At 65.6% G+C, this 22,519-nt stretch carries 23 protein-coding genes; 10 read left to right on the top strand and 13 right to left on the bottom strand.

All coding sequences use genetic code 11. The features are described 5' to 3' along the window. Window positions 1-151: 151 nt before the first annotated feature. The 6 genes from FHW64_RS26675 to FHW64_RS26650 all read left to right on the top strand — a co-directional run bounded on the left by FHW64_RS26675 (window position 152) and on the right by FHW64_RS26650 (window position 4,252). Window positions 152-796 (top strand): helix-turn-helix domain-containing protein, encoded by a 645-nt coding sequence (locus FHW64_RS26675; protein WP_184531508.1) that lies wholly within the window; start codon window positions 152-154, stop codon window positions 794-796. Next, window positions 797-1,345 carry a GNAT family N-acetyltransferase gene (locus FHW64_RS26670; RefSeq protein ID WP_184531254.1) on the top strand — a complete coding sequence of 183 codons (549 nt, stop codon included), beginning with the start codon at window positions 797-799 and terminating at the stop codon, window positions 1,343-1,345. Window positions 1,346-1,422: 77 nt separating this feature from the next. Next, a complete protein-coding gene (locus tag FHW64_RS26665) occupies window positions 1,423-1,929 on the top strand; it encodes a DUF4262 domain-containing protein (protein ID WP_184531253.1) in 507 nt (168 codons plus the stop codon). 357 nt (window positions 1,930-2,286) lie between these two features. After that, a complete protein-coding gene (locus tag FHW64_RS26660; protein WP_184531252.1) occupies window positions 2,287-2,439 on the top strand; it encodes a hypothetical protein in 153 nt (50 codons plus the stop codon). 19 nt (window positions 2,440-2,458) lie between these two features. Then, window positions 2,459-2,965 carry a septal ring lytic transglycosylase RlpA family protein gene (locus FHW64_RS26655; RefSeq protein WP_260306380.1) on the top strand — a complete coding sequence of 169 codons (507 nt, stop codon included), beginning with the start codon at window positions 2,459-2,461 and terminating at the stop codon, window positions 2,963-2,965. A 189-nt stretch (window positions 2,966-3,154) separates the two neighbouring features. After that, complete coding sequence (locus FHW64_RS26650) at window positions 3,155-4,252, top strand: OmpA family protein (protein ID WP_184531251.1); 1,098 nt, start codon at window positions 3,155-3,157, stop codon at window positions 4,250-4,252. On the opposite strand, the gene FHW64_RS26645 is transcribed toward FHW64_RS26650, so the two are convergent. After that, window positions 4,249-5,037, bottom strand: coding sequence for a FadR/GntR family transcriptional regulator (locus FHW64_RS26645; RefSeq protein WP_184531250.1), 789 nt, complete (start codon window positions 5,035-5,037; stop codon window positions 4,249-4,251). The two genes, FHW64_RS26650 and FHW64_RS26645, sit on opposite strands and share 4 nt — an antisense overlap. Before the next feature lie 319 nt (window positions 5,038-5,356). Here FHW64_RS26645 and FHW64_RS26640 point away from each other — a divergent pair, with 319 nt between their 5' ends. The 3 genes from FHW64_RS26640 to FHW64_RS26630 all read left to right on the top strand — a co-directional run bounded on the left by FHW64_RS26640 (window position 5,357) and on the right by FHW64_RS26630 (window position 8,929). Then, window positions 5,357-6,655 carry an MFS transporter gene (locus tag FHW64_RS26640; protein ID WP_184531249.1) on the top strand — a complete coding sequence of 433 codons (1,299 nt, stop codon included), beginning with the start codon at window positions 5,357-5,359 and terminating at the stop codon, window positions 6,653-6,655. 4 nt (window positions 6,656-6,659) lie between these two features. Next, complete coding sequence (garD, locus tag FHW64_RS26635; protein WP_260306379.1) at window positions 6,660-8,258, top strand: galactarate dehydratase; 1,599 nt, start codon at window positions 6,660-6,662, stop codon at window positions 8,256-8,258. Between the two features lie 65 nt (window positions 8,259-8,323). Next, window positions 8,324-8,929, top strand: coding sequence for a nuclear transport factor 2 family protein (locus FHW64_RS26630; RefSeq protein ID WP_184531248.1), 606 nt, complete (start codon window positions 8,324-8,326; stop codon window positions 8,927-8,929). Window positions 8,930-8,947: 18 nt separating this feature from the next. On the opposite strand, the gene FHW64_RS26625 is transcribed toward FHW64_RS26630, so the two are convergent. Genes FHW64_RS26625 through FHW64_RS26585 form a run of 9 tightly spaced genes read right to left on the bottom strand, consistent with a single transcriptional unit; the run spans window position 8,948 to window position 19,137 of the window. After that, the gene (locus FHW64_RS26625; RefSeq protein WP_184531247.1) at window positions 8,948-9,793 is read right to left on the bottom strand and encodes an amidohydrolase; all 846 of its coding nucleotides are present in this window, start codon (window positions 9,791-9,793) and stop codon (window positions 8,948-8,950) included. Between the two features lie 51 nt (window positions 9,794-9,844). Next, complete coding sequence (locus FHW64_RS26620) at window positions 9,845-10,534, bottom strand: aldolase/citrate lyase family protein (protein ID WP_184531246.1); 690 nt, start codon at window positions 10,532-10,534, stop codon at window positions 9,845-9,847. A gap of 27 nt (window positions 10,535-10,561) precedes the next feature. Next, window positions 10,562-11,524 carry a tripartite tricarboxylate transporter substrate binding protein gene (locus tag FHW64_RS26615; protein ID WP_184531245.1) on the bottom strand — a complete coding sequence of 321 codons (963 nt, stop codon included), beginning with the start codon at window positions 11,522-11,524 and terminating at the stop codon, window positions 10,562-10,564. 55 nt (window positions 11,525-11,579) lie between these two features. After that, entirely contained in the window at window positions 11,580-12,866 is a 1,287-nt protein-coding gene (locus FHW64_RS26610) for an acetyl-CoA hydrolase/transferase family protein (RefSeq protein WP_184531244.1), read from the bottom strand. Further along, a complete protein-coding gene (locus FHW64_RS26605) occupies window positions 12,863-14,074 on the bottom strand; it encodes an alpha-hydroxy acid oxidase (protein WP_184531243.1) in 1,212 nt (403 codons plus the stop codon). Before FHW64_RS26605 ends, FHW64_RS26610 begins: the two co-directional genes overlap by 4 nt. Then, entirely contained in the window at window positions 14,071-14,997 is a 927-nt protein-coding gene (locus FHW64_RS26600; protein ID WP_184531242.1) for an SMP-30/gluconolactonase/LRE family protein, read from the bottom strand. Before FHW64_RS26600 ends, FHW64_RS26605 begins: the two co-directional genes overlap by 4 nt. Before the next feature lie 5 nt (window positions 14,998-15,002). Continuing rightward, complete coding sequence (locus tag FHW64_RS26595; RefSeq protein ID WP_184531241.1) at window positions 15,003-15,977, bottom strand: tripartite tricarboxylate transporter substrate binding protein; 975 nt, start codon at window positions 15,975-15,977, stop codon at window positions 15,003-15,005. A 36-nt stretch (window positions 15,978-16,013) separates the two neighbouring features. Continuing rightward, window positions 16,014-17,636, bottom strand: coding sequence for a thiamine pyrophosphate-binding protein (locus tag FHW64_RS26590; RefSeq protein ID WP_184531240.1), 1,623 nt, complete (start codon window positions 17,634-17,636; stop codon window positions 16,014-16,016). Window positions 17,637-17,640: 4 nt separating this feature from the next. Further along, window positions 17,641-19,137: an aldehyde dehydrogenase gene (locus tag FHW64_RS26585; RefSeq protein ID WP_184531239.1), complete on the bottom strand. Its 1,497-nt coding sequence runs from the start codon at window positions 19,135-19,137 to the stop codon at window positions 17,641-17,643. 103 nt (window positions 19,138-19,240) lie between these two features. On the opposite strand from FHW64_RS26585, the gene FHW64_RS26580 reads away from it, so the two are divergent. Then, window positions 19,241-20,101 (top strand): CoA ester lyase, encoded by an 861-nt coding sequence (locus FHW64_RS26580; protein ID WP_260306378.1) that lies wholly within the window; start codon window positions 19,241-19,243, stop codon window positions 20,099-20,101. 5 nt (window positions 20,102-20,106) lie between these two features. On the opposite strand, the gene FHW64_RS26575 is transcribed toward FHW64_RS26580, so the two are convergent. The 3 genes from FHW64_RS26575 to FHW64_RS26565 are packed head-to-tail and all read right to left on the bottom strand — an operon-like array spanning window position 20,107 to window position 22,503. Continuing rightward, window positions 20,107-20,991 carry an amidohydrolase family protein gene (locus tag FHW64_RS26575; protein ID WP_311733366.1) on the bottom strand — a complete coding sequence of 295 codons (885 nt, stop codon included), beginning with the start codon at window positions 20,989-20,991 and terminating at the stop codon, window positions 20,107-20,109. A gap of 8 nt (window positions 20,992-20,999) precedes the next feature. Next, window positions 21,000-21,965, bottom strand: coding sequence for a tripartite tricarboxylate transporter substrate binding protein (locus FHW64_RS26570; RefSeq protein WP_184531238.1), 966 nt, complete (start codon window positions 21,963-21,965; stop codon window positions 21,000-21,002). Between the two features lie 22 nt (window positions 21,966-21,987). Further along, window positions 21,988-22,503 carry a cupin domain-containing protein gene (locus FHW64_RS26565; protein ID WP_184531237.1) on the bottom strand — a complete coding sequence of 172 codons (516 nt, stop codon included), beginning with the start codon at window positions 22,501-22,503 and terminating at the stop codon, window positions 21,988-21,990. Window positions 22,504-22,519: the final 16 nt, after the last annotated feature.

The raw sequence follows: 22,519 nt of genomic DNA, 5'->3' as shown, positions 1-22,519 counted from the left end.
GGGCCTCGGACCTCGTGGATCGCCTCGACAGACTTTTTTTGTCGCGTCCGACCGTCTTTATTTGTCTCCGACCGACTTTATTTATCACCCTCACCCCTCCTCGCCTCAACTTGCGCCTCGTTCCATCATCATGGACAATATTTCCATGATGATGGAAAAGGCCGATTCAATCGCACCCGACACCGACACCGGCGTCAACGAACGGATCGCGCGCCGTGTCCGCGAGCTTCGCACCGCACGCGGCTACTCCCTGGACGTGCTCGCCACGCGCAGTGGCGTCAGCCGCTCGATGATCTCGCTCATCGAGCGCGCCGCCGCCAGCCCCACAGCCGTCGTGCTCGAAAAGCTGGCGACCGGCCTCGGCATTCCGCTCGCGGGCCTCTTCGGCGGCGGTCGTGAAGATGCGCCGATGGAGCCGCTGGTGCGACGCGCGCAGCAGCCGATCTGGCGCGATCCGGAATCCGGCTACATGCGGCGCAACATCTCACCGCCGGGATGGCCATCGCCGCTGCATCTGGTCGAGGTGGACTTTCCGCCTGGGGCGCGCGTCGCGTATGAAGTCGGGCCGAGAGAGAACGTCGTGCACCAGCAGATCTGGATGCTCAAGGGCCGCATCGATCTGATGCTCGGCGGCCAGCTCCACGAATTGCGCGAAGGCGACTGCCTCGCGATGCAGCTCGACCAGCCGCTGATCTACAGCAACCCCACCCGGCAATCGGCGCGCTACATCGTGGCCATCTGCAGCGAGCCTGCGCCGTCGGGCGGCCGCAGTGCCCAACTATCCGCAGGAGTTTGAATGAGTACCTTGAAATCACAGGACGAGATCCGCCTGATCGAATGCACCGAGGCCGAGCATGCCGAGGCCATTCTCGAAATCCTCAATGACGCCATCGTCAATTCGACGGCTCTGTACGACTACGTGCCCCGGCCGCGCGAAGCGATGGCAACCTGGTTCGCAGCCAAGCGGGCGGGCGGCTTTCCTGTCGTGGGCGCAGTGGACGCTTCGGGTCGCCTGCTCGGCTTCGCAAGCTGGGGGACGTTTCGTGCCTTTCCGGCCTACAAGTACTCGGTCGAACACAGCGTCTACGTGCATCGCGACCATCGTGGCCGCGGACTCGGCGACACGCTGTTGCGCGAGTTGATCCGGCGCGCGCGCGAAGCCCAGCTCCACGTTCTCGTGGGATGCATCGACGCGGCCAACGCAGGCAGCATCGCCCTGCACACGCGGCTGGGCTTTGTTCATTCGGGCACGATGCCCCAGATCGGATTCAAGTTCGGTCGCTGGCTGGATGCGGCGTTCTATCAGCTCAACCTCGAAACACCGCTCGAACCGCAAGACGGCTGACATCCGGTTGCTTTCGGTGACGAGCGATACCGCGATGCCCGGCGAATGCATCGCGGCACGGCGGTATGGTGGGCGGGATGTTCATCCAACCCGAAGTCATCGCGACGCTCCGGCGCCGCATCGCACAGGAAGGCTGGGCCATGGCCGGCGTCGGCACGGGCCACGCGGCGATCACGTTCGTCTACACGGTAGGCCTGCAAAAGAACTTCGCGCACCCGGACCTGATCATGTTCGGCGTCGCGCCAGCGCAGGCCGAGGGCGTGATCGAAGTCATCGCGCAGCGCGTGAAAGCCGGCGAACCGGCCCATGAAGGCGTCATGATCGTCGGCGCTGCGGAGATGCCCTTGATGCCCCGCTGGGCGGACGAGGAGCGTCTGAGGCTGCTGGTCCCCGCCCAGCTTGCGCGCGGAAGGTATCGCTACCTGCAGGTCGTCTGGCCCGACGGGAAGGGACGGTTTCCATGGGAGTCCCACTTCGACAAGAGGAGGCTCCGGTCGCAGTCGTTTCTTTTCGACCTGAGCGGCGAATCGGACTCACAGATCGAAGGCAAGAAAAAAGCCGCGGGCATTGCTGCACGCGGCTAGAACCTATCCAACAGGGACAGGAGGAGACAAGCGGTGAACAGGCGCCGGTATCAGTGACCGGAGAGTCCCGAGGCGGTGAGGCCAGCCATTTCGTCCATTGCACCGGCATACATCGCGCCATTGGCGATGACCAGAAAAAGAAGTGCGATAGAGGTCAAGGCAGTCATGGGAAGCTCCTGTTCGATGGGTGCAATCATAGGGAAAACCCTAATCCCCCGAAATTTCGTCGGGTTCTCCGAGAACCGACACCCCCACTCGGAGGAATCCGCCAACCAAATCGGCGACTTCTGACGCCCGGCGCGCGGCAAAGCGCCAAAGCTCTCTTCACCGGATGTTCTTGAACGAAGAGAGGCCACCATGATCCGCAAGCTGGCATCGGGCCAATACCGCCTGTATTCGCGCAAGGTTGATGCCAAGACCGGCCGACGCCGCAACCTCGGCACTTTCGACACCCGCGCGCAAGCCGAGCAGCATGAGCGCGAGGTGCAGTACTTCAAGCGCCACGGTTAAGGCGAGGAGCGCTGTCGCCATGGGCATGCTGACGTTTTCACGGAGCACAACCGCGATGGCGATCGGCGTCGCCTGCCTGCTTTCCGGCTGCGCGGTGGCGCCAGGGCCGGAGGGCCAACCCGCGCGAAGCTCTGCACCGCCGAGCCCGTCCGCGCCGAAGCCCGCCAGCGCAGCCAAACCCGGACCGGACCGCAGCGGAGCCCGGCAGGTCGGAAAGGCATCCTTCTACGCTGACAAGTTCGCCGGACGAAAGATGGCGGACGGCACCCGTATGGACCCGAACGACGACAACGCCGCGAGCAAGACGTTGCCGCTCGGAAGCGTCGCCAGGGTGACCAACCTGGAAAACGGCCGCAGCGTGATCGTCACCATTCAGGACCGCGGCCCCTACGTGAAGGGCCGCATCGTGGATCTTTCTCCGGCCTCGGCGCGGGAACTCGGCATCTCGAGAGCGGACGGCCTAGCCCGCGTCGAAGTCGTGCCGCTGTCCACACCGACGGCTGAAACCAACGAAGCAGCCCGATAGGAAGCGTTGCCGGAGCGCGACTCATCGCATCCCACGTTCTGAAAGAACTGAAACCACACGTACCCGACTTCCGGGAGCCAGGCACATTCGGTTGCGTAAGCGCCAACCGGTGCGGAGCGGCGCATCTATTTTTGCCTTCCCAGGGGGCTTCGGCTGGGGCTCTCGTCAACTCTGAGAGGTGAGGCTTTCATGATCGATCGACGCACCTTAGCGGCCTGCTGCCTGCTCGCCGTTCCAACCGCAGCCTGCCTTGCGCAGACGTACACCTCGGACCAGTACTTCGACAACCGCTGGTACGTCACGCCCTTCGGGACGTACATCAATGCCGACAGCAACCGCCACGCCGACAACGGCTGGGGCGGCGGCCTCGCCATCGGCAAACCGATCAGCCCGGCCTGGAACATCGAACTACGCACCCAGTACGAGGAACTGGACGGCAAGTCCAATGGCCCGCTCAGCGGGGACAAGTGGAAGATCTGGAGCGCCTCGCTCGATGCGCAGTGGTTCTTCCTGGGCCGCCAGGGATTCCGTGTCTGGCAGTCGAACAGTGTCCAGCCGTATCTGGTCGGGGGCATCGGCGCGATCAACGACAAGATGAACGGGCTGTTCCTGAATGAGAGCAAGACGGGCTTCATGGCCAACGTGGGCGCCGGCATCGTGTGGCCGTTCTCCAGCTGGGGACGCCTGGTGGGCGACATCCGCTACCGCTACGACGACAACAACAGGAACGGCGTCTTCTTCGACCAGGGCCACAACAAGGACTGGCTGTTCACGGTCGGCCTGCAGATTCCATTTGGACCACCGCCAGTGGTGGCTCAAGCCGCTGCGCCCGCGGCACCCGTGGCCATGCCGCCGCCTCCTCCACCGCCGCCGCCACCGCCGGTGCGGAAGTTCGAGCTGGCGTCCGGCGGCACGTTCTTCTTCGACAAGGCAGAACTGACACCGAGCGGCCGCACGCGTGTAGACGGCATGGTCGACGAACTCAAGGCTGCGAACGTGCGCCCGAGCTCGATCGTCATCGTCGGCTATACCGACCCGCTCGGCAGCGCCGAACACAACCAACGCCTCTCCGTGGCGCGGGCGAATGCGGTACGTGACGAGATGGTGAGGATGGGCGTGCCGCCCAACGTGATCCAGACCGAGGGACGCGGTGCATCGAACTTCAAGATCACCGAGGCCGACTGCAGGGCCCAGGGCAAGGCACGCAATCGCACCGCCCTCATCGCCTGCCTGGAGCCGAACCGGCGCGTTGAAATCAACGTGACCGGGCAACAGGCGGCGCCTTAGCGCGCGTCGGCCGCGTAAGCCTTGCGCTGGCGCTCGCGGCTGTTGACCAGATGGATTCGCATCGCAGCGCGCGCGGCCTCCGGGTCGCGCCGCTCGATCGCGGCATAGATGTCCTGGTGCTCCTGGTTCACCTTCTGCAGATGCTCGGTACGTCGCTCGATGTCGAGCCAGGATGAAGAGACCCGGGTCCGCGGAATGACGGCCAGCCCGAGCTGCCCCATCAGCTCACCGTAATAGCGGTTGCCGGCTGCTTGAGAGATCGCCAAGTGGAATCGGAAGTCCGGCGCGACCGTATCGCCGACCGTCGTCAGGTGACGCCCGAAATCCTCCAGCGCATTGCGCATCTCGCGCAACTGCTCGTCGGTGCGACGCATGGCGGCGAGCCCTGCAGCATCGGATTCGAGGCTCGCGCGCAGCTCGAGCACGTCGAGCATGTCGGCCAAGCCGTCCAGCGAAGGCGATTCGATCTGGAAGCGGCTCTGCGGGCTGGACTCCAGCGCAAAGGTCCCGATGCCGTGGAGCGTCTGCACGAGGCCTGCTGCGCCCAATCGGGAAAGCGCCTCGCGAACCACGCCGCGGCTGACGCCGAAGGCCTGCATGATTTCCGATTCGGTGGGAAGCCGCTCACCGGGCTTGATCGCCCCGCTGCGCAGCTTGCCTGTGAACGCGGAGACCAGTTCATGCGCGAGGCCCCTGCCGTTTCTGCCTGTCCGGGGGATTTGCGGGTTTGCCGCCGACTGCGGCTGGGCGCGCGGTTCCGGCGGAGAGTGTGGGATGTCCGACATCTTTGGATGATAGTTCGCCGGATTCGGTCCGTGGGTAGCACCCCTGCGCAGGCCACGTACATGGTTTCCCGAGCCTAGTCATCGGACATCTAATTGTGATTGAGCATTCACTTTCGCCAATAAGGCGCCTCATGCGCCGTCTTTCTCCGGGTAATCCCTATTTTTGACGCGGCCGAGATCACGGATAGTTCAACTTGGTTGTAGGACAACCTACAACTAACGCCCGCACAAGAGATCGACCAGCACCTGCCAACTTTGATTCGGCACGGAGACAGCACAGGTCAGACATCTTGACCCACGTACTTGGAGATAACGCGACATGAAGATCAAAGGCATCCGCTGGTGGATGGTCGGCCTGGTGACCGCCGGCCTGATCGTGAACTACCTCGCCCGCAACACCCTGTCGGTGGCCGCGCCGACGCTGATGAAGGACCTCGGCATCACCACCGAGCAATACGCCTGGGTCGTGGTGTCATGGCAGCTCTGCTATGCGTTCATGCAGCCGGTCGCCGGCTACCTGCTCGACACGATCGGCACCAAGATCGGCTTCTTCGCCTTCGCGCTCGCATGGTCGCTGGCCTGTGCCGCGGCCGCATGGTCCACGGGCTGGCAGAGCCTCGCGTTCTTCCGCGGCCTCCTCGGCCTTACAGAAGCAGCCGGCATTCCAGCCGGGGTCAAGGCCACCTCCGAGTGGTTCCCCGCCAAGGAGCGCTCGGTCGCCATCGGATGGTTCAACATCGGCTCGTCCATCGGCGCGCTGCTCGCGCCGCCGCTGGTCGTGTGGGCGCTGCTGCACGGACAGTGGCAATGGGCCTTCGTGATCGTCGGCGTGCTGGGCATCGTCTGGAGCGTGGTCTGGATGGCGCTTTACCGCCATCCGCGCGACCAGAAGCTGCTGTCCGATGCCGAGCGCGACTACATCGTGTCGGGTCAGGAAGCCAAGCACAGCGAGGCCGGGGCCACCAAGCGCCGCTGGACCGAGATCATCAAGAGCCGCAACTTCTGGGCGATCGGCCTGCCGCGCATCCTGTCGGAGCCGGCCTGGCAGACCTTCAATGCATGGATCCCGCTCTACATGATGACCGAGCGGCACATGAACCTGAAGGAGATCGCGATGTTCGCGTGGATGCCCTTCCTGGCCGCGGACATCGGCTGCATCCTCGGCGGCTATCTCAGCCCGTTCTTCCACAAGCACTTCAAGGTGTCGCTGTTCACGTCGCGCAAGATGGTCTTCGTCTTCGGTGCGCTTTGCATGATCGGCCCGGCCAGCGTCGGCTTCGTGGCAAGCCCCTACGTGGCGATCGCGCTGTTGTGCGTCGGCGGCTTCGCGCACCAGACGCTCTCCGGTGCGCTCTATTCGCTGACCTCCGACATGTTTGGCAAGAACGAAGTGGCAACCGCGACCGGCATGGGCGGCATGGCCGGCTACCTCGGTGCAGCGGCATTCACCGCGCTCTTCGGCGTGCTGGTCACGCAGGTCGGCTATAGCCCGTTGTTCGTGGTGCTGGCGGTGCTGGACCTGGTTGCGGCCGGTGTCGTGTGGGTGCTGGCCACCAGCGGCGACAAGTCGCCAGGGCGCACGCTGCAACAGCCCCTGGTGCCTGCTACTGCGAAGTAACGCGATGGACATGCGCCTCGATGCGGTCGCAAGGCCGCCCCTCTACATCACGATGCACGAGCGCGACAACGTCGCGATCGTGGCCAACGACGGCGGCCTGCCCGCAGGCACCGCCTTCGCCTCGGGCCTGACCCTGCGCGAGAAGGTGCCCCAGGCGCACAAGGTTGCTCTCGTCGACATCCCCGAAGGCGGCGAAGTGCGCCGCTACAACGTCACCATCGGCTTCGCCCTCAAGGACATCGCCGCGGGCAGCTGGGTGCATGAGCGCCTCCTGAAGATGCCCGCCGCGCGCGGGCTCGAAGGCCTGCCGATCGCCACCGTCAAGCCGCCCGAGATGCCCCCGCTGGAAGGCTTCACCTTCGAGGGCTTCCGCAATCCGGACGGCTCCGTGGGCACCCGCAACATCCTTGCGATCACCCAGACCGTGCAGTGCGTGGCCGGCGTGACCGAGTTCGCCGTCGATCGCATCAAGAAGGAATTGCTGCCGAGGTTTCCCAACGTCGACGACGTCGTCGCGCTGGAGCACACCTACGGCTGCGGCGTGGCCATCGACGCACCCGACGCGGTGGTGCCCATCCGCACGCTGCGCAACATCAGCCTGAACCCCAACTTCGGCGGCGAGGTGATGGTGGTGAGCCTGGGCTGCGAGAAGCTGCAGCCCGAGCGCCTGCTGCCGCCGGGGACCATCCCTCTCATCGACGAGCGCAACGTCGCGGACGTGGGCGAGAGCGCCGACAGCAAGCTCGACGTGGTCTGCCTGCAGGACGACGCCCATGTGGGCTTCATGTCGATGATCGAGTCGATCATGCGGCAGGCCGAGGAGCACCTGGAGCGCCTGAACACCCGCCAGCGCGAGACGGTGCCCGCCAGCGAGCTCGTGGTGGGCGTGCAGTGCGGCGGCAGCGATGCGTTCTCCGGCGTCACGGCCAACCCGGCCGTGGGCTTTTGCACCGACCTGCTGGTGCGCGCGGGCGCGACGGTGATGTTCTCCGAGGTCACCGAGGTGCGCGACGGCATCGACCAGCTCACCTCGCGCGCCACAACGCCGGAAGTGGCCGACGCCATGATCCGCGAGATGGCCTGGTACGACGCCTACCTGGACAAGGGCCGGGTGGACCGCAGCGCCAACACCACGCCGGGCAACAAGAAGGGCGGGCTCTCCAACATCGTGGAGAAGGCGATGGGCTCGATCGTGAAGTCCGGCAGCGCGCCGATCTCGGGGGTGATCTCGCCGGGCGAGAAGGTCAAGCAGAAAGGGCTGATCTACGCGGCTACGCCGGCCAGCGATTTCATCTGCGGCACGCTGCAGGTGGCTGCCGGCATCAACCTGCATGTGTTCACCACGGGCCGGGGCACGCCCTATGGTCTGGCGGAAGTGCCGGTGATCAAGGTGGCCACGCGCAGCGACCTGGCGCGGCGCTGGCACGACCTGATGGATGTGAACGCAGGTCGCATCGCCGATGGCGAAGTCTCCATCGAGGAGGTGGGCTGGGAGCTGTTCCGCCTCATGCTGGACGTTGCCAGCGGCAGGAAGAAGACCTGGGCCGAGCAGTGGAAGCTGCACAACGCCCTGGTGCTCTTCAATCCGGCGCCGGTGACCTGAGCACGGCTGCGCCGCTCTTCGGCATTCCCATGGACTGTACGATTCCTCTCCAGGAGACGACCGCCATGAACGAAACACTGAAGAACGAACTTGAAATCCGCCAGATGATCGAGCGCTGGGCCGTCTGGCGCGACGCGGGCGACTGGGATCGTTTCGCAACCGTCTGGCATCCGGACGGCGTGATGATGGCGACCTGGTTCCAGGGCCCCTTCGCGGACTTCATCCGCGTCACCAAGGAAGGCTGGGCCAAGGGCGTGAGCATTCTTCACTTCCTTGGCGGCTCGGCGATCGACATCGCGGGCGATCGCGCTATCGCGCAAACCAAGATGACGATCTCGCAACGCGGCGAAGTGGACGGCGTGTTGTGCGACGTCGTGTGCACCGGGCGCTTCTACGACTTCGTCGTACGGCACGAAGGCCAATGGAAGCTGCTGCATCGCCAGCCGATCTACGAGAAGGACCGTATCGACCCGGTCGACCCGTCGGCCACCGTGGCGCTCGACCAGACTGCACTCGCCACGATGCCCGAAGGCTATCGCCACCTCGCATTGATCCAGACGCGCATCGGCTACACGGTCAAGATGGACATGCCCATGCTCAAGGGTGACGCCGTCCAGGACCTGTATCAGCGCGGAGCCGCCTGGCTCGCCGGAGGCGCGCTGGAGCGCTGAATCCGCACCCTCGCGGGATCATTCGCCGCCGAATCCGAAGACACGCAGAGGCGTTCGATACAGGATCGATGCGCGCGCATCCTCATCGGGGACGAGCTTCTTGAAGAGCGCAAGCAAGGGTCCGTAGTCCAGACGGCGAACGGCCCGCAGATGCGGCCAGTCCGACGCCCACAGACAGTGCTCCGGCCCGAAGTGCGCGAGAAGCGCCTGACTGAACGGCAGCACGTCGTCGAAGGGAAACGGCTCGAGCGAGAACTTGTCGTACCCCGAGAGTTTGACGTAGGCGCGCGATGTTTCCGCGAGCCCGAGCAGCGCCTGGAAGCCCGCGCCGCCAACACCGGCCCGCACATCGGGACGGCCGTGGTGATCCACCAGGATGCGCGCGCCGCAACCCCGCAGCCTTGCACCGAGCCGGGCCATCTGGTCGTCGCGCACCTGCACCTGAACGAACATGTCGAGCTGCGCCAGCCGATCCCACATCGCGTCATATGCATCGTAGAAGGCCTCACCCAGCATCGCGAAGTTGTGCGCGACGCCGACGATCCCTTGCGCCCGGAGGTCCTGCAGTTGCGACACCGACGCATCGGACGAAACGATCGCGACGCCCTTGAAGCGGCCCTTGCCCTGCCGGATCGCATCGAGCATGCAACTGTTGTCGGCGTTGTAGCCCGAGTTGGGTTGCACGAGGAGCGCATGACAAATGCCATGCACGTCCAGGACCTCTTCGAAGTACCGTGCCGTGCCAGTCTCGCCCCCCGACGGGTGGTAGGCCGCGTCGGCCGAATAGGGAAAGCGGTCGGGATCGAAGACGTGACAGTGGCAGTCGATCTTGGGCTGTCCGGCGATGTCTGTTGGCGTGTTCATCGGCGCAACGATACAGGTTCGCCTGATGGAGCCCCCCTCACCTCATGAACGTCAGGCAGGATCGAACGCACCTCGCAGCTCGCGCATGCCGGCCTCGATGAGCCAGTCCATGGCGTAGTACACGAGCGTGCAGCCGCGGTCGCGGAACTGCGGCAGTTCTGCCATCGGCCCTGGCATGCCGTAGCGCTTGCCCATGGCCCGGAGCCGCCGGCAGACGTCGTCGACGATCTTCGTCATCTGCGCATTCTTCGCGCCGCGCTCGCCGCACACGTCCCATGCGAGGTCGTTGGGCCCGATCAGGAAGGCATCGATGCCCGGCACCCCTGTAATCGCCTCGAGGTTTTCCACGGCGTTCTTCGTCTCGATCTGCACGATCAGCACCTTCTGATCCGCGTTCTTGCCGCAGGCAAAGCGAATCAGGTCCACGGCCGCGGTCGCATCGGCCACTGAGTCGCAGTGCGGCACGACGAGGCCATCGGCGCCGCGGTCCAGGAAGCGGACCATTTCTGCCGGGTCAGCCGAGTGCGTGCGCACGATCGACGGCAGCCCTGCCGCACGGGCGGCGAACAGCAGTTCAGCCGCGGCGTCGAGTCCGATGCCCGAGCGTTCGCAATCGATGAATGCTGCATGCACGCCGTAGCGGGCCAGGGATGCGATGGTGTCCGCGTTGCGGCCACCAGGATTCACGGCAAACACCGGCAATCCTGCGGCCAGGCGGTTCTTGAAGTCTTGAGTTGTCATTCGCTGGGGCGGGGTCGTGCTGCGGGATCAACTGAGCTTGATGTTCGAACGTGCAGCCACTTCGGTGAACACGGCGATCTCTCGCACCATGCGCTCCCGGAATGCCACGTCACTCAACTCGGTGGTGCTGACGAGGTTCTTCTGCATCCAGGTACGCGCCTCCGTCTCATGCATGACCTGGCGCATGTCCTTGTTGAGGGCTTGCACGCGCGGCTGCGGCGTCGCGCCCGGAGCGAATACGCCCAGCGTGATCGGCACTTCGAAGTCCGGCAGACCGAGTTCGATCAATGTGCGGACGTCGCGCAAGTCTTCGATGCGTTCCCGGCTCGCGATGGCGACGGGCCGCAGCTGCTTGCTCTGGAAGTACGGCAGGCCCAGCGAGGTCGCGAGGAACATGGCATCGAGCTGTCCCCCAAGCAGATCGGTGAGCGCCGGCGCGCCGCCCTTGTACGGCACGGTGGTGATCCGGATGTTCTCGGCCAGTGCCCAGCGTTCGGCCGCCAGGTGGAACGCACTGCCCGTTCCTTGCACACCGAAATTGAGGCTGCCGGGGTTGGCGCGCGCATGGTCGACCAGATCCTGGTAGCTCCGGAAGCGGCCTTTGGCATTGACGCCGAGCACGCAGCCGCTGACCACCGAAAGCGCCACGGGCTGCAGATCGGTGATCACTTCGAAGCCGAGCGGAGCGTTCAGCGCCTTGGCGACCGAAAGTGCCTCCGGCAGCATGCACAGCAGCAGCGTGCCGTCGCCCGGCCCTTTTGCCACGGTGGCGGCGCCGATCATGCCGGTGGCTCCGCTCTTGTTGTCGACCACCACGGGTACCTTCCAGAGTTCGCCCAGGCCCTTCGCCAACGTGCGTGCGGTGGAATCGCCCAGCCCGCCTGCCGGATAGGGGCAGACCAGCGTGACCGGCCGCGTCGGCCTCGCGTCCTGCGCGCTGACGATCTGCGGCAGCGGCGCTGCGATCGCGGCCGCAAGGCCCGTTCGCATGAGTTGACGCCGCGAAAACTTGTCTCCTGTTTGCATGTCTGCCTCTTCAGTAGTCTTAGAACGGACCGAACAGTTCGCGCGCCTCTCGCATCAATGCGTCGCGATGCTCCGGCGCGGCGATGGACACCATCGCCTTCACGCGCTGCCGTATCGACAGGCCTCGAAGCCTTGCCATCCCGTGCTCGGTGGCGATCACGTCGACATCGCTGCGGGCAGTCGTCACCGGTCCCGAAAGGCGGCTCACCACCTTCGATGCGCCACCTTTGCCCGTGGAAGGCAACGCGATGATCGACACGCCATCCGGCGACTGCGACGCCGCGCGGACGAAGTCGACCTGACCAGCGACAGCGCCGATGTGATCACGGCCGATGGCTTCGGCGTTGACTTGTCCCGTCAGATCCACTTCCAGCGCGGAATTGACGGACACCAGTCGACGCACGCGCGCGAGCGTCGCAGGGTCATGCGTGTGGCTTGCATGGCACAGGCGGATCTGCGAATTGCGATCGGCAAACCGATAGAGACGCTGCGTGCCGAAGAGCATGCCGGTGACAGTCACGCCTGCGTCGATACCCTTGTGTGCGTTGCTGATCGCACCCGCCTGCATGAGATCGACCACCGAGTCGCCGATCATCCCGGAGTGCACGCCGAGGTCGCGCCGGTCCGCGAGCATCGCGACGATCGCCTCCGGAATCGCGCCGATGCCAATCTGGAGCGTCGCGCGATCAGGAATCGCATCCGCCAGATGCGCGGCAATGCGGCGCTCGACATCGCCGAATCGCGCCGGAGGAAGTTCCAGCGGCGCGCGATCGGTATGGACCGCGATCGTGATCTCTGAAGCGCGCAACGGCTCGTCGCACGGCGTCCACGGCACCTGGCTGTTCACCTCCGCGATCACGACGCGTGCCTTGCGCATCGCAGTGCGGAGGTGGTCGTTCACAAGTCCGAAGCTGTGCTCGCCGCGCTCATTGGGCGGGCTGACCTGCAGCATCACCACATCCGAGCGGATGTCGCCGCTTTCGAGCATCGGACCGATCGACGAGAAGTGACACGGCATGGGGTCGAGCTTTCCGGCCGCCACCAGCTTGCGGAGCGTGCCGATGCCGCCGATGCCACTGAACCGCAGATGATCCGCATGCGCTGCTTCGAACGTGTTGGAAAACACGGTGGTGCAGAAGAAGACCCCAGCGCCGCTATAGCTCGCGCGCTGCTGCACGAGCCGCTCCGTGAGGCTCAGCGGTTCGCCCGTGCCTTGGCCGAACAGGATGCCGTCGCCGGGACGGATGTACGCACCGAGATCAAGTTCGTCGAGCGAGGTCACGCGCGCTCTGTCGATCGCCCTCATGACACCAGCTCTGCGGCGCTTCGGCGTGCAGGCACGCGGACCGGAACGGCGTCAGACGCGCGGCGCTCCCACAGGCAGTTCGGGCCGAGCTCCGCCGCACGCGGACAGCCGATCTGCCCCAGCGTGAGGTCCAGCTCGCCGCGCAGGATCTCGATCGCGCGCTGAGCACCAGCCAAACCGTAGCCAGCAAGGCCATAGGCCGCAGCGCGCCCCACGAAACAGAGCCTCGCGCCGAGGCTCAACGCAACCGCGATGTCCGATCCGCGCCGGATGCCACTGTCGAACATGACCACCATCCGATGACCCACCGCGGCGACGACTTCGGGCAAGGCATCGATGGCCGCAACGCTGCGGTCGAGCTGGCGCCCGCCGTGGTTGGAGACGATGACGCCGTCCACGCCAGCGGCGGCTGCGGCTTCGGCGTCCTCCGGGGCCAGGATGCCCTTGAGCACCAGGTTGCCCTTCCACTGTTCGCGCAGTCGACCGACCAGGCCCCACTGGTGCCGCGTGGGCACCTGCGATGCGTAGAAGCTCGTCAGGTCGCGCGCGCTCGTGCCGCGTGGCGCATAGGGCCGGATGTTCTCCATCACCGGCAGGCCGTGGCGCAGATAGCTCGCCACCCAGGCCGGATGACGCAGCGATTCGGCGATTACCGCGGGCGTCGGCTTGTACGGCCGCACCCAGCCGCTTCGCATGTTGCGCTCGCGCTTGGCATGCAGCGGCACGTCGACGGTGACCACGAGCGTCTCGATCCCCGAATCGGCCGCGCGCTTCAGCAGGTCGCGCTCGATCTCGTCGCTCTTGCACGGGTAGTAGTTGAGCCAACTGCCGGGTGCCTTCGCCGCCACCGCTTCGGTCGATGCATTGCTAGCGCCCGAGAGAACGAAGGGCAGGCCGTTGCGATGCGCGACTTCCGCCAGCATCAGGTCGCCGCCGTGACGCACCATGCCCAGCATGCCCATCGGTCCGATGCCGAACGGCGATGCATAGGTGCGGCCGAACACGGCCACTTCCTGCGAGCGCGTTCCGATGTCGACCAGGTAGCGCGGGCGCAGCGTGTGGGCACGGATGCGGTCTTCGTTTCTCGAAAGGCACGCTTCATCGTCCGCACCGCCTTCCAGGTAGTCATAGATGACGCGCGGCAGGTAGCGCCGAGCCTGCTGCTGGAGATCGCGGATGCTGAGGCACTTCTCCACTCTGACGGTCATGCGTTCGCCCTCTCGCGCTGTGCCTGCGTCGGTGCGCCCGCGACATCCACATCGGCCACGAGCACGTGCGTGCCTGCCGTCACGAAGAGTTGCTTGCGCCCGGGTCCGCCATACGCGCAGTTCGTCGTCATGCGACCCACCGGCGAATCGAGCCGCAGCGTTGGCTGGCCGACATCGTCGAAGACCCACACCGCACCGAGTCCGACGTGACAGATCGCGATGCCGCCGCTTTCATCGAGCGCAAGCCCGTCCGGCCCGCCGCCGCCCGAGAGCTGGATGTGCGTGCCGACCTTCGTCACCAGCCCGTGCTGCTTGACCAGCGGCACGCGCCAGATTGCATTGGCGCGCGTGACGGCGACGAACAGCACGTCCTCGTGCAGATTGAGCACCAGCCCGTTCGGGCTCGGCACATTCGAGAGCAGGCAATCCAGTCGTCCATCGGCTGTGAGTCGATAGACACGGCCCGTGGGATCGTGCAGCCCGGTCTGGCCCTGGTCGGTGAAGTACAGGTCACCGTTCGATGCGAAGGTCAGGTCGTTGAGCCCCTTGAACCGCTGCACCAGTGCGCGATCGAGGTACGGCTCGACCTTGCCGCTTTGCGGATCGAACACCATCAGCCCGATCTTGTTGTCGGCGATGAAGGCGCGGCCATCGGGATGGAAGACCAGGCCGTTCGGTTCGCCGTCGTATTCCAGCTCGCAGCTCATGCGGCCGTGCGGATCGATCCTGAACAGGCGGCCCCAGGGAATGTCGACCACCCACAGGTTCCCTTGCGCGTCGAAGGACGGTCCTTCGAGGAAGGCGGGCGTTTCGGCGCCGTGCAACTGGACGCTGACCCACGTCGAGTTCTTGGCCTTGACGTGGAATCGATCAGGAACGGAAGCGAAGACTTCGAATTTCTTTCTCGGCGGTGCTGCGTACATGTCGCTCACTCCATCCGGATGCCGAGGTCCTTGACGAGCGGGCCCATGTTGGCCGACTCGGTCTTGATGAGCTTCACGAGCTCATCGGCCGGCAGCCACGAGGCTTCGAGGCCGAGCGCCGACATCTTCTCGCGCAGATCGGGCTGCTCGAGCACCGCCTGCAGGTCCTGCGCGATCTTCTTCTGGATGGGGGCCGGCAATCCGGCGAGCGCCATGAGCGCATGCCACATCGGCGCTTCGGAATTCTTGAAGCCCAACTCGTTCAGCGTCGGCACATCGGGCAGCGACGCGATGCGCTTCGGGCTGTTGGTGGCAAGCGCACGCAGCTTGCCCGACTTGAGGAACGGCGGATAGGCCGGCACGCCATCGAGGCCCGACTGGATCTCGCTGGAGAGCAGCCCCTTGGTCACATCCGCGCCGCTCTTGTAGGCCACATAGCGGACGTTCACGCCCGCGTCCCGCATGAAGCGCTCGGCGGCGAGCTGCACCCCGACCACGCCACCGCCCATCGTCACGGTGTCGGGCGACTTCTTCGCAAGCGCGACCAGATCGTTCATCGACTTGGCCGGCAGCGTGTCGTTGGCCACGAAGATCAGCGGCACCGACGCGATCATCCCGATCGGCGTGAAGTCCTTGAGCGCGTCGTACGGCAGTTTCGTCACCGCGAACTGGTTGACGGTCAGCGTCGAGTTGATCGGCTGGAACAGCGTGTAGCCGTCCGGCGCAGCGCGCGCAGCATCGACGGCCGCGATGATGGTGTTCGCGCCCGGCTTGTTGTCGACCACCACCTGCTGGCCCCACTTCTCGGTGAGCTTCTGCGCAATGTGCCGCGCCGTGGCGTCGGCGGTGCCGCCTGCCGCGAAGGGCACGATCCAGCGCACGGACTTCGTCGGCCAGTTCGGTTGCGCGGTCTGCGCGCTGGCCGTCAGCAACGTGAGCCCCAATGCTGCGGCGAGGACGCCGCGAATACATCTGATCATCTCTATCTCCTTGTGGTTGTCTTGAATGAAGGCGTGTCAGCCGCGCAGCGCCTTGGCCTGCGCTCGATAGCCGCTGGGATCGACGTGCACGTCGATGAGGCTGGGGCCGTTGCCGGCGAGTGCGTCCTGCAATGCGCTCTCGTACTCGGCTTCGGTTCGGGCTGTGAAGGCGCGCAGACCAAAGCCGCGCGCAACCGCCGCGAAATCGGCGTGCGGCCAGTCGACGCCCGCGTGCGCCATGCCGCGGTTGCGCTGCTTCAGTGCGATGAGGGACAAGGCGCCGTCGTTGAACACCACGATGCACACGCGCGCGCCGCTTTGCGCGGCGGTGGCGAGTTCGCCCGCGCACATCATCAGACCGCCGTCGCCGGTGAAGACGATCGTCGGCACTTCAGGCGCATGCAGAGCACTCGCGATGCCGGCCGGCAGCGCGAACGCCATCGTTGCGAGGCCGTTTGAGATGAGCGCGGTGCCTTGGGCCTTGGCCTGCCAGAAGGCCATCGCCGAGAACATGTGCGCACCGGCATCGACGGTGATGGCAGGGCGCTGCGGTGCGGCGGCCTGCATGGCCTTCTCGACCACGCGTTGCGGCGACAGGCCCGGCCCCTCGCCTTCGTACGACAGCCGCTCGTACATTGCCGAGCGCAGGTCCGCGATCTCGTCCTCGCGCCAGTCCGAAGCCCGGCATGCCGGAAGCAGCGACTCCAGACCCGCGGCCAGGGGGCCATAGATGCCCGCGGCCGGCTTCAGGCAGTGCACCGGATGCGCGTAAAGCGCGACATCGACAACCAGTGCGCGGTAGGGCCAGGGCTTGCCGATGAGTTCCACCGGATCGAACCCGCAGAGCACGATGAGGTCGGCGGACTCGATGCACGGCGATTCGGCCGCGCCGCCGGTCACGTGACCGACGAGCCACTCCGAATCGTCGCTGACGATGCCCTTGGCCTTGTAGGTAGTGAGGACTGGGCAGCGCAGGCGCGTCGCGATCTCGGCGATGTGCGCGGCAGCACCGTTGTCGCGTGCTTCCAGCCCCACCAGCAGCACGGGTCGTGCGGCCGATGCAAGCAGCCCCGCGGCGTCGCCATGGATCTGCATTGCCGGTGGCGCAGCGCCCTGCACACTGCGAGAGAGAGCCGAAGCGCTCACCCGCCGCTTTGCGTTCTCTCCAGTGAGCACGATGTGCGACGGGCCCCACGGCGGCGCGAGCATGCTGCCGATCACCGCATCGAGTTCACCCGCCGGGTCATCCGACTCGAGGCGGGACGCGGCCTTCACCACCGGTGAAGACATCGCGTGCTGGTCGAACACCTGATGCGTATCGCCGGCCAGCTGCGCCGGTGTCCAGCCGTCGCTGATGAAGAGCACCGGTGCACGATCGAGCGATGCGTGTGCGAGCCCGTTCATTGCACTCGCCGCGCCCGGCCCCTGCGTTGCGATCGCCACGCCAAAGCCGTTGCGGATCTCGGCGTCCGCAGCAGCCATCAGCGCGGCGCCGGTTTCGGTGCGGCAAAGCTGGAATTCAATGCCGACGCCCGCAAACGCTTCGATCAGATCGAGCGAGCTGCCGCCACCAGGAACGCCGAAGGCGCGCTTCACGCCTTGTGCCGCGCAGGCCTGCGCGATCACCTCGGCCACAGTGAGCTGTTCCATACGTTCCATGCCCTCAGACCTTCAGCACGAACGGATCCTGGATCTCGTCGCTGGTCTCGCACCAGACGCTCTTCGTCTGCAGGAACTGGTCCACCGACTCCATGCCGTTGACGCGGCCGATCCCGCTGTCCTTGTAGCCGCCGAAGGGCGAGTTGAAGGCCATCGCGCGATAGGTGTTGATCCACACGGTGCCGGCTTGCAGGCGCCGCGCCATCGAATGGGCGCGGCGCAGCTCGCGCGTCCACACGCCGGCAGCAAGGCCGAACTTGGTGCCGTTGGCCAACGCAACGACCTCGTCGTCGTCGCGGAACGGCGTCACCGCGAGCACCGGTCCGAAGACCTCCTCCTGCATGATCGGGTTGTCCGCGGCCAGCCGATGAAGGATGGTCGGCTCGAAGAAGAAGCCCTGCTCCAGCCCCGGCACGCTGGCGCGGCGACCACCGTGCAGGATTTGCGCGCCCGCATCGACTGCCTTCGCCACCATGCTCTCGTTCTTGCGCAACTGCATCGCGGTGGCGGCCGGTCCCATCTGCGTATCCGGCGCCAGTGGATCGCCGAGCCGGATGCCCTTGGCGCGCTGCACGAGCCGGTCCACCACTTCGTCATAGATGCTCTCGTGCACGTAGGCACGCGAGCCGGCAATGCAAGTCTGCCCTGCAGCGGCAAAGATGCCCGACAGCAGGCCGACCACCGCGTTGTCGACCAGCGCATCGCCGAACACGATGTTCGGGCTCTTGCCACCGAGTTCGAGCGTGCAGCTCGCAAGCCGCGCGCCTGCCTGCGACGCGATCGCGCGGCCTGCGCTGTCGCTGCCGGTGAAGCAGATCTTGGCCACGCCCTCGTGGTTCACCAGTGCTTCGCCGACAGCACGCGCGCCGGTCACCACGTTGATGACGCCCGGCGGAATGCCGGCTTCTTCAGCCAGTCGCGCCAACTCGAAGGCTGATGCCGAAGTCACTTCGGAAGGCTTCAGCACCACCGTGTTGCCTGCGGCCAGTGCGGGCGCGCAGCTCATGATGGTGAGGAAGGTCGGCGAGTTCCACGGAACGATCACCCCGATCACGCCAAGTGGCTCGCGCAGCGTGTAGTTGAGGACACTCTGCCGCTCGATAGGGATCACGCGGCCTTCGATCTTGTCGGCGAGTCCGCCGAAGTAGTAGAGCCACTCCTTGACCACGTTGGCCTGGGCCTTCATCTCCGCGAGCAGCTTGCCGTTCTGCGCGGATTCGAGACGGGCGATCTTTTCGCTGCGGGCTGCGATCTTCTCGCCCCACGCCATGAGCAGGCGCCCGCGGCGCGTGGGAGACAGCTTGCCCCACGCACCCGCGAGTGCGTCGCGCGCGGCAGCGACCGCGAGATCCACGTCATCGCGATCCGATTCCGCGAACGAGCCCCACGCCTGGCCATTCGCCGGGTTGATGCTTTCGAAGCGCTGGCCACTGAGGCTCGCGACCGATCGGCCTGCGATGTAGTTGTCGAAGGATTGACCACTTTCAAGTTGCGTCTGCATTGCCGGAAGTCCTCGCTATTTGTACGAACAACTTTGACTATGCGCGCTCGAATGGGTCGATGTCAACGGCTTATAGAGAAAACCCTGCGTGTAGCGGCCCACTATGCTTCGTCTCAATGTTGTACGGACAATAAAGGATATGATCCGCATCACCATGAACACCACAACACCCGTCACCTACCTCTTCGTTCCTGCAGACAGGCCGGAGCGTTTTTCCAAAGCAGCGGGGAGCGGCGCCGACATCGTTGTGCTCGACCTTGAAGACGCGGTAGGTGTCGATCACAAAGCCGCAGCCAGAGAGCACGCGCGTGCGGCACTGGCAAGTGGTGTGTTCAAGGCCTGCGTGCGCATCAACGGCATCGACACCGAATGGTTCGCGGAGGATTGCGCGCTCCTGTCGCTGCCCGGCGTCGCCGCCGTCATGCTCCCCAAGGCAGAAACAGTCGAGGGCATCGCGGCAGTGCGAGCCGCGCGTCGCATCGTCCCGCTCGTCGAGACCGCAAAGGGATTGGCCGTGGCGCGCGAGCTGGCACGATGCGCTGGCGTGGCTCAACTTGCCTTTGGCTCCGTCGACTTTCAGCAGGATCTCGGCATCGAGGGGGACGGGGATGAACTGCTGTTCGCCCGTTCCGAGCTCGTGCTGGCATCGAAGCTGGCCGGCATTGCGGCGCCGGTCGACGGGGTCTCGCTCGCTGTGAAGGACCTGGATGTGGTGTCGAGCGAAGCGCTGCGCGCGCGCCGCCTGGGTTTCGCATCGAAGCTCTGCATTCATCCCGCGCAGATCGCGTCGGTGCGGGCGGCGTTCGCGCCGGACGACAAGGCCGTCGCATGGGCGCGCGGCGTGCTTGCCGCGGCGGCATCCACATCAGGCGGCGCGCTCAGCTTCGAAGGCCAGATGGTGGACAAGCCGCTGCTCGAGCGCGCCCGCGGCATCCTCTCGCGCGCAGAAGCCGCGGCCGCCTGAGCGGCTCAGGCCGCTGGGGTCGGGAATCCGTAGAGCCGCTGCGGATTGCCCGCGAGGACGGCGTCCCTGGCGGCGGCATCCGGCACCGCACGCGCCAGCACATCGAGAAGATCACCCGGATTGGGCATCCGACCGCGAAAGCTCACATGCGGCCAGTCGGAGCCCCACACGCAACGCGACGGCGCGGCCTCGGCCAGCGCAGCGGTGAAGGGCAACATGTCTTCGTACGGCGCACCGGACTGCGAAAGACGGAAGGCGCCGGAGAGCTTCACCCACGCGCCATCACGGACCAACGACAGAAGCGTGCGCCCTGCTTCCGCATCAGCCAGTTCCGGCCGCACGTAGCCCATGTGATCGAACACCGCCGGAACCCGCAGGCGCGAAATCTTCGGCGCAAGCACCGGGATGCGTTCGGGCTCGACCAGGAACTGCAGGTGCCAGCCGAGTTCCATGCAGACGGCCTCATAGTCCGCGAGGGATGCAACGCCCACGCCGCCACCAGTCGTGGTGTTCAGGCGAAGCCCGACGACGCCGGCTTCCTTCAGAGCGCGCCACCCTGCATCGCCGAGGTCCGGGGCAGTGACGGCGATGCCGCGCAAACGCTCGCGATTCGCTTGCAGCGCCTGCAGCATCAGGCTGTTGTCTGTGCCATGCACGCTCACCTGGATCAGCACGCCGTAAGTCATGCCGGTGCCGTCGAGCATCCGCAGATACTCCGACGCCGGCGCAGGATGCGGCGTATAGCTTCGCGATTCGATGTACTCGGTGCCGATGACATGCGCATGCGTGTCGACCGCACCACGTGGCAGCATGAAGCTGCGCGGCGGATGCGGTTGCGCATCGGGCGGCGGGTCCACCTCGAAGCGATCGCGCGATGAATGTGATGACACGCCTTGCCCTATTCCGGCTTGACGCGGCCCGACGCCACCATCTTGGCCATGAAGTCGTTCTCGTTGCGCATCAGGCGATCGTAGTCCTGGCCCGTGCCGTTCTGCACGAAGACGCCAAGCTTCGACATGCCAGCCTTGAAGCGCTCGTCCTCCAGCGCCTTCGCAGTTGCCTTCTGGAGTTCCGCCACCACGGCGTCCGGCGTGGCAGAAGGCGCAGCAATACCGAGGTAGGTGGTGACGTCGAAAGGCTCCGGCCCCAGCGTCGACACGGAAGGCACCTCGCCCAGCGAGGGCATGCGCGCACCGAACACCGCGATCGGCAGCAGGTCGCCGGATTCGATGTACGGCTTTGACGTGGAGATCTGGTCCGCTGCGACTTCGATCTGTCCCGCGAGCATGTCCTGCAGCATCGGACCCGATCCCTTGTAGGCGATGCCGTTGAAACGCACCTGCGCCACCGATTCGAGGTTAAGCATCGCGAGGTGGTTGGGCGTGCCGAGGCCGCTGTAGCCCATCGCGACGCCGCCCGGGCTCGCCTTGGCCGCCTGAACGAGATCGGCGAGCGACTTGTATTTGCTCGACTTCTTCACGACCAGCACGAGCGGCGTCTTGCTCACGAGCGCGACGGGGCGGATGCTGTTCATCCCGTAGTTGACCTTGACGAGGTGCGGCGTGACGGAGAACACGCTGGGCGCGGAGAACAGCAGGGTGTAGCCGTCGGGGCGCGAGCCGATCACATGGTTCGCGCCGATCGCGCCACCGCCGCCGGCGCGGTTGTCCACGACCACCGGCTGGCCGATGCTCCTAGACAGCGCATCCGCGAACAGGCGGGCGGTCAGGTCGGCGTTGCCGCCCGCCGCATAGGGCACCAGCAGCGTGATGGTGCGTGTGGGAAAGGACTGCGCGAAAGCCGCGCCCGACGCATACGCTGCCAGGCCCGCGCCTGTCGCGCGCAAGAGAGTTCGACGTTGCATGTTTGTCTCCGTGTTGTGGGTCTCAGTCGGCGGCGAAGAACGCGCCTGGCTTGAAGACAGTGGGCTGCGATGCCACGCCGTTCTTCTTGGCATCGCCCGCGGCGTACTGCCCCTGCGAATCGCTTCGGCTCTGAAGAGCTTCGCGCGGGATGGCGAACTTCGGATCGAGATCCGACGAGTCCTTCACCAGCGCCGCGCCGACGCGGAACATCACCAGATTGCCGCCAGCCTCATTGGCATGGAAGCGGTAGCGCGTTCCGCGCGGGACGGTCACGCCCTCGAAGGCGCGAACGTCGGTCGTGCTGCCGTCGCCGAAGTGGAAGGTCGCTTCGCCCTGCAGGATCAGGAAGACGTGGTCCTCGATGTCGTGGCTGTGCAGCGCGTTCTCGCCACCGGTCGAATACACCTTGGAATGCGCCCACAGTGCCGGCGCAAGGCCGAGCAGGTCCATCGTGGCCCCGCCTTCCAGCAGGGGCAGGTTCCTCATTGAAAACCGCAGCTTCGCGGCATCCGAGGGAAGGTCGGCCAGGTTGTTCATGGAAATCCTTTCGAAA

Origin of the sequence: Variovorax sp. Sphag1AA (assembly GCF_014192575.1) — a bacterium.
Classification (GTDB): domain Bacteria; phylum Pseudomonadota; class Gammaproteobacteria; order Burkholderiales; family Burkholderiaceae_C; genus Variovorax.
Note: the sequence above shows the minus strand (reverse complement) of the source record. Positions and strands in the feature narration are given on the sequence as shown.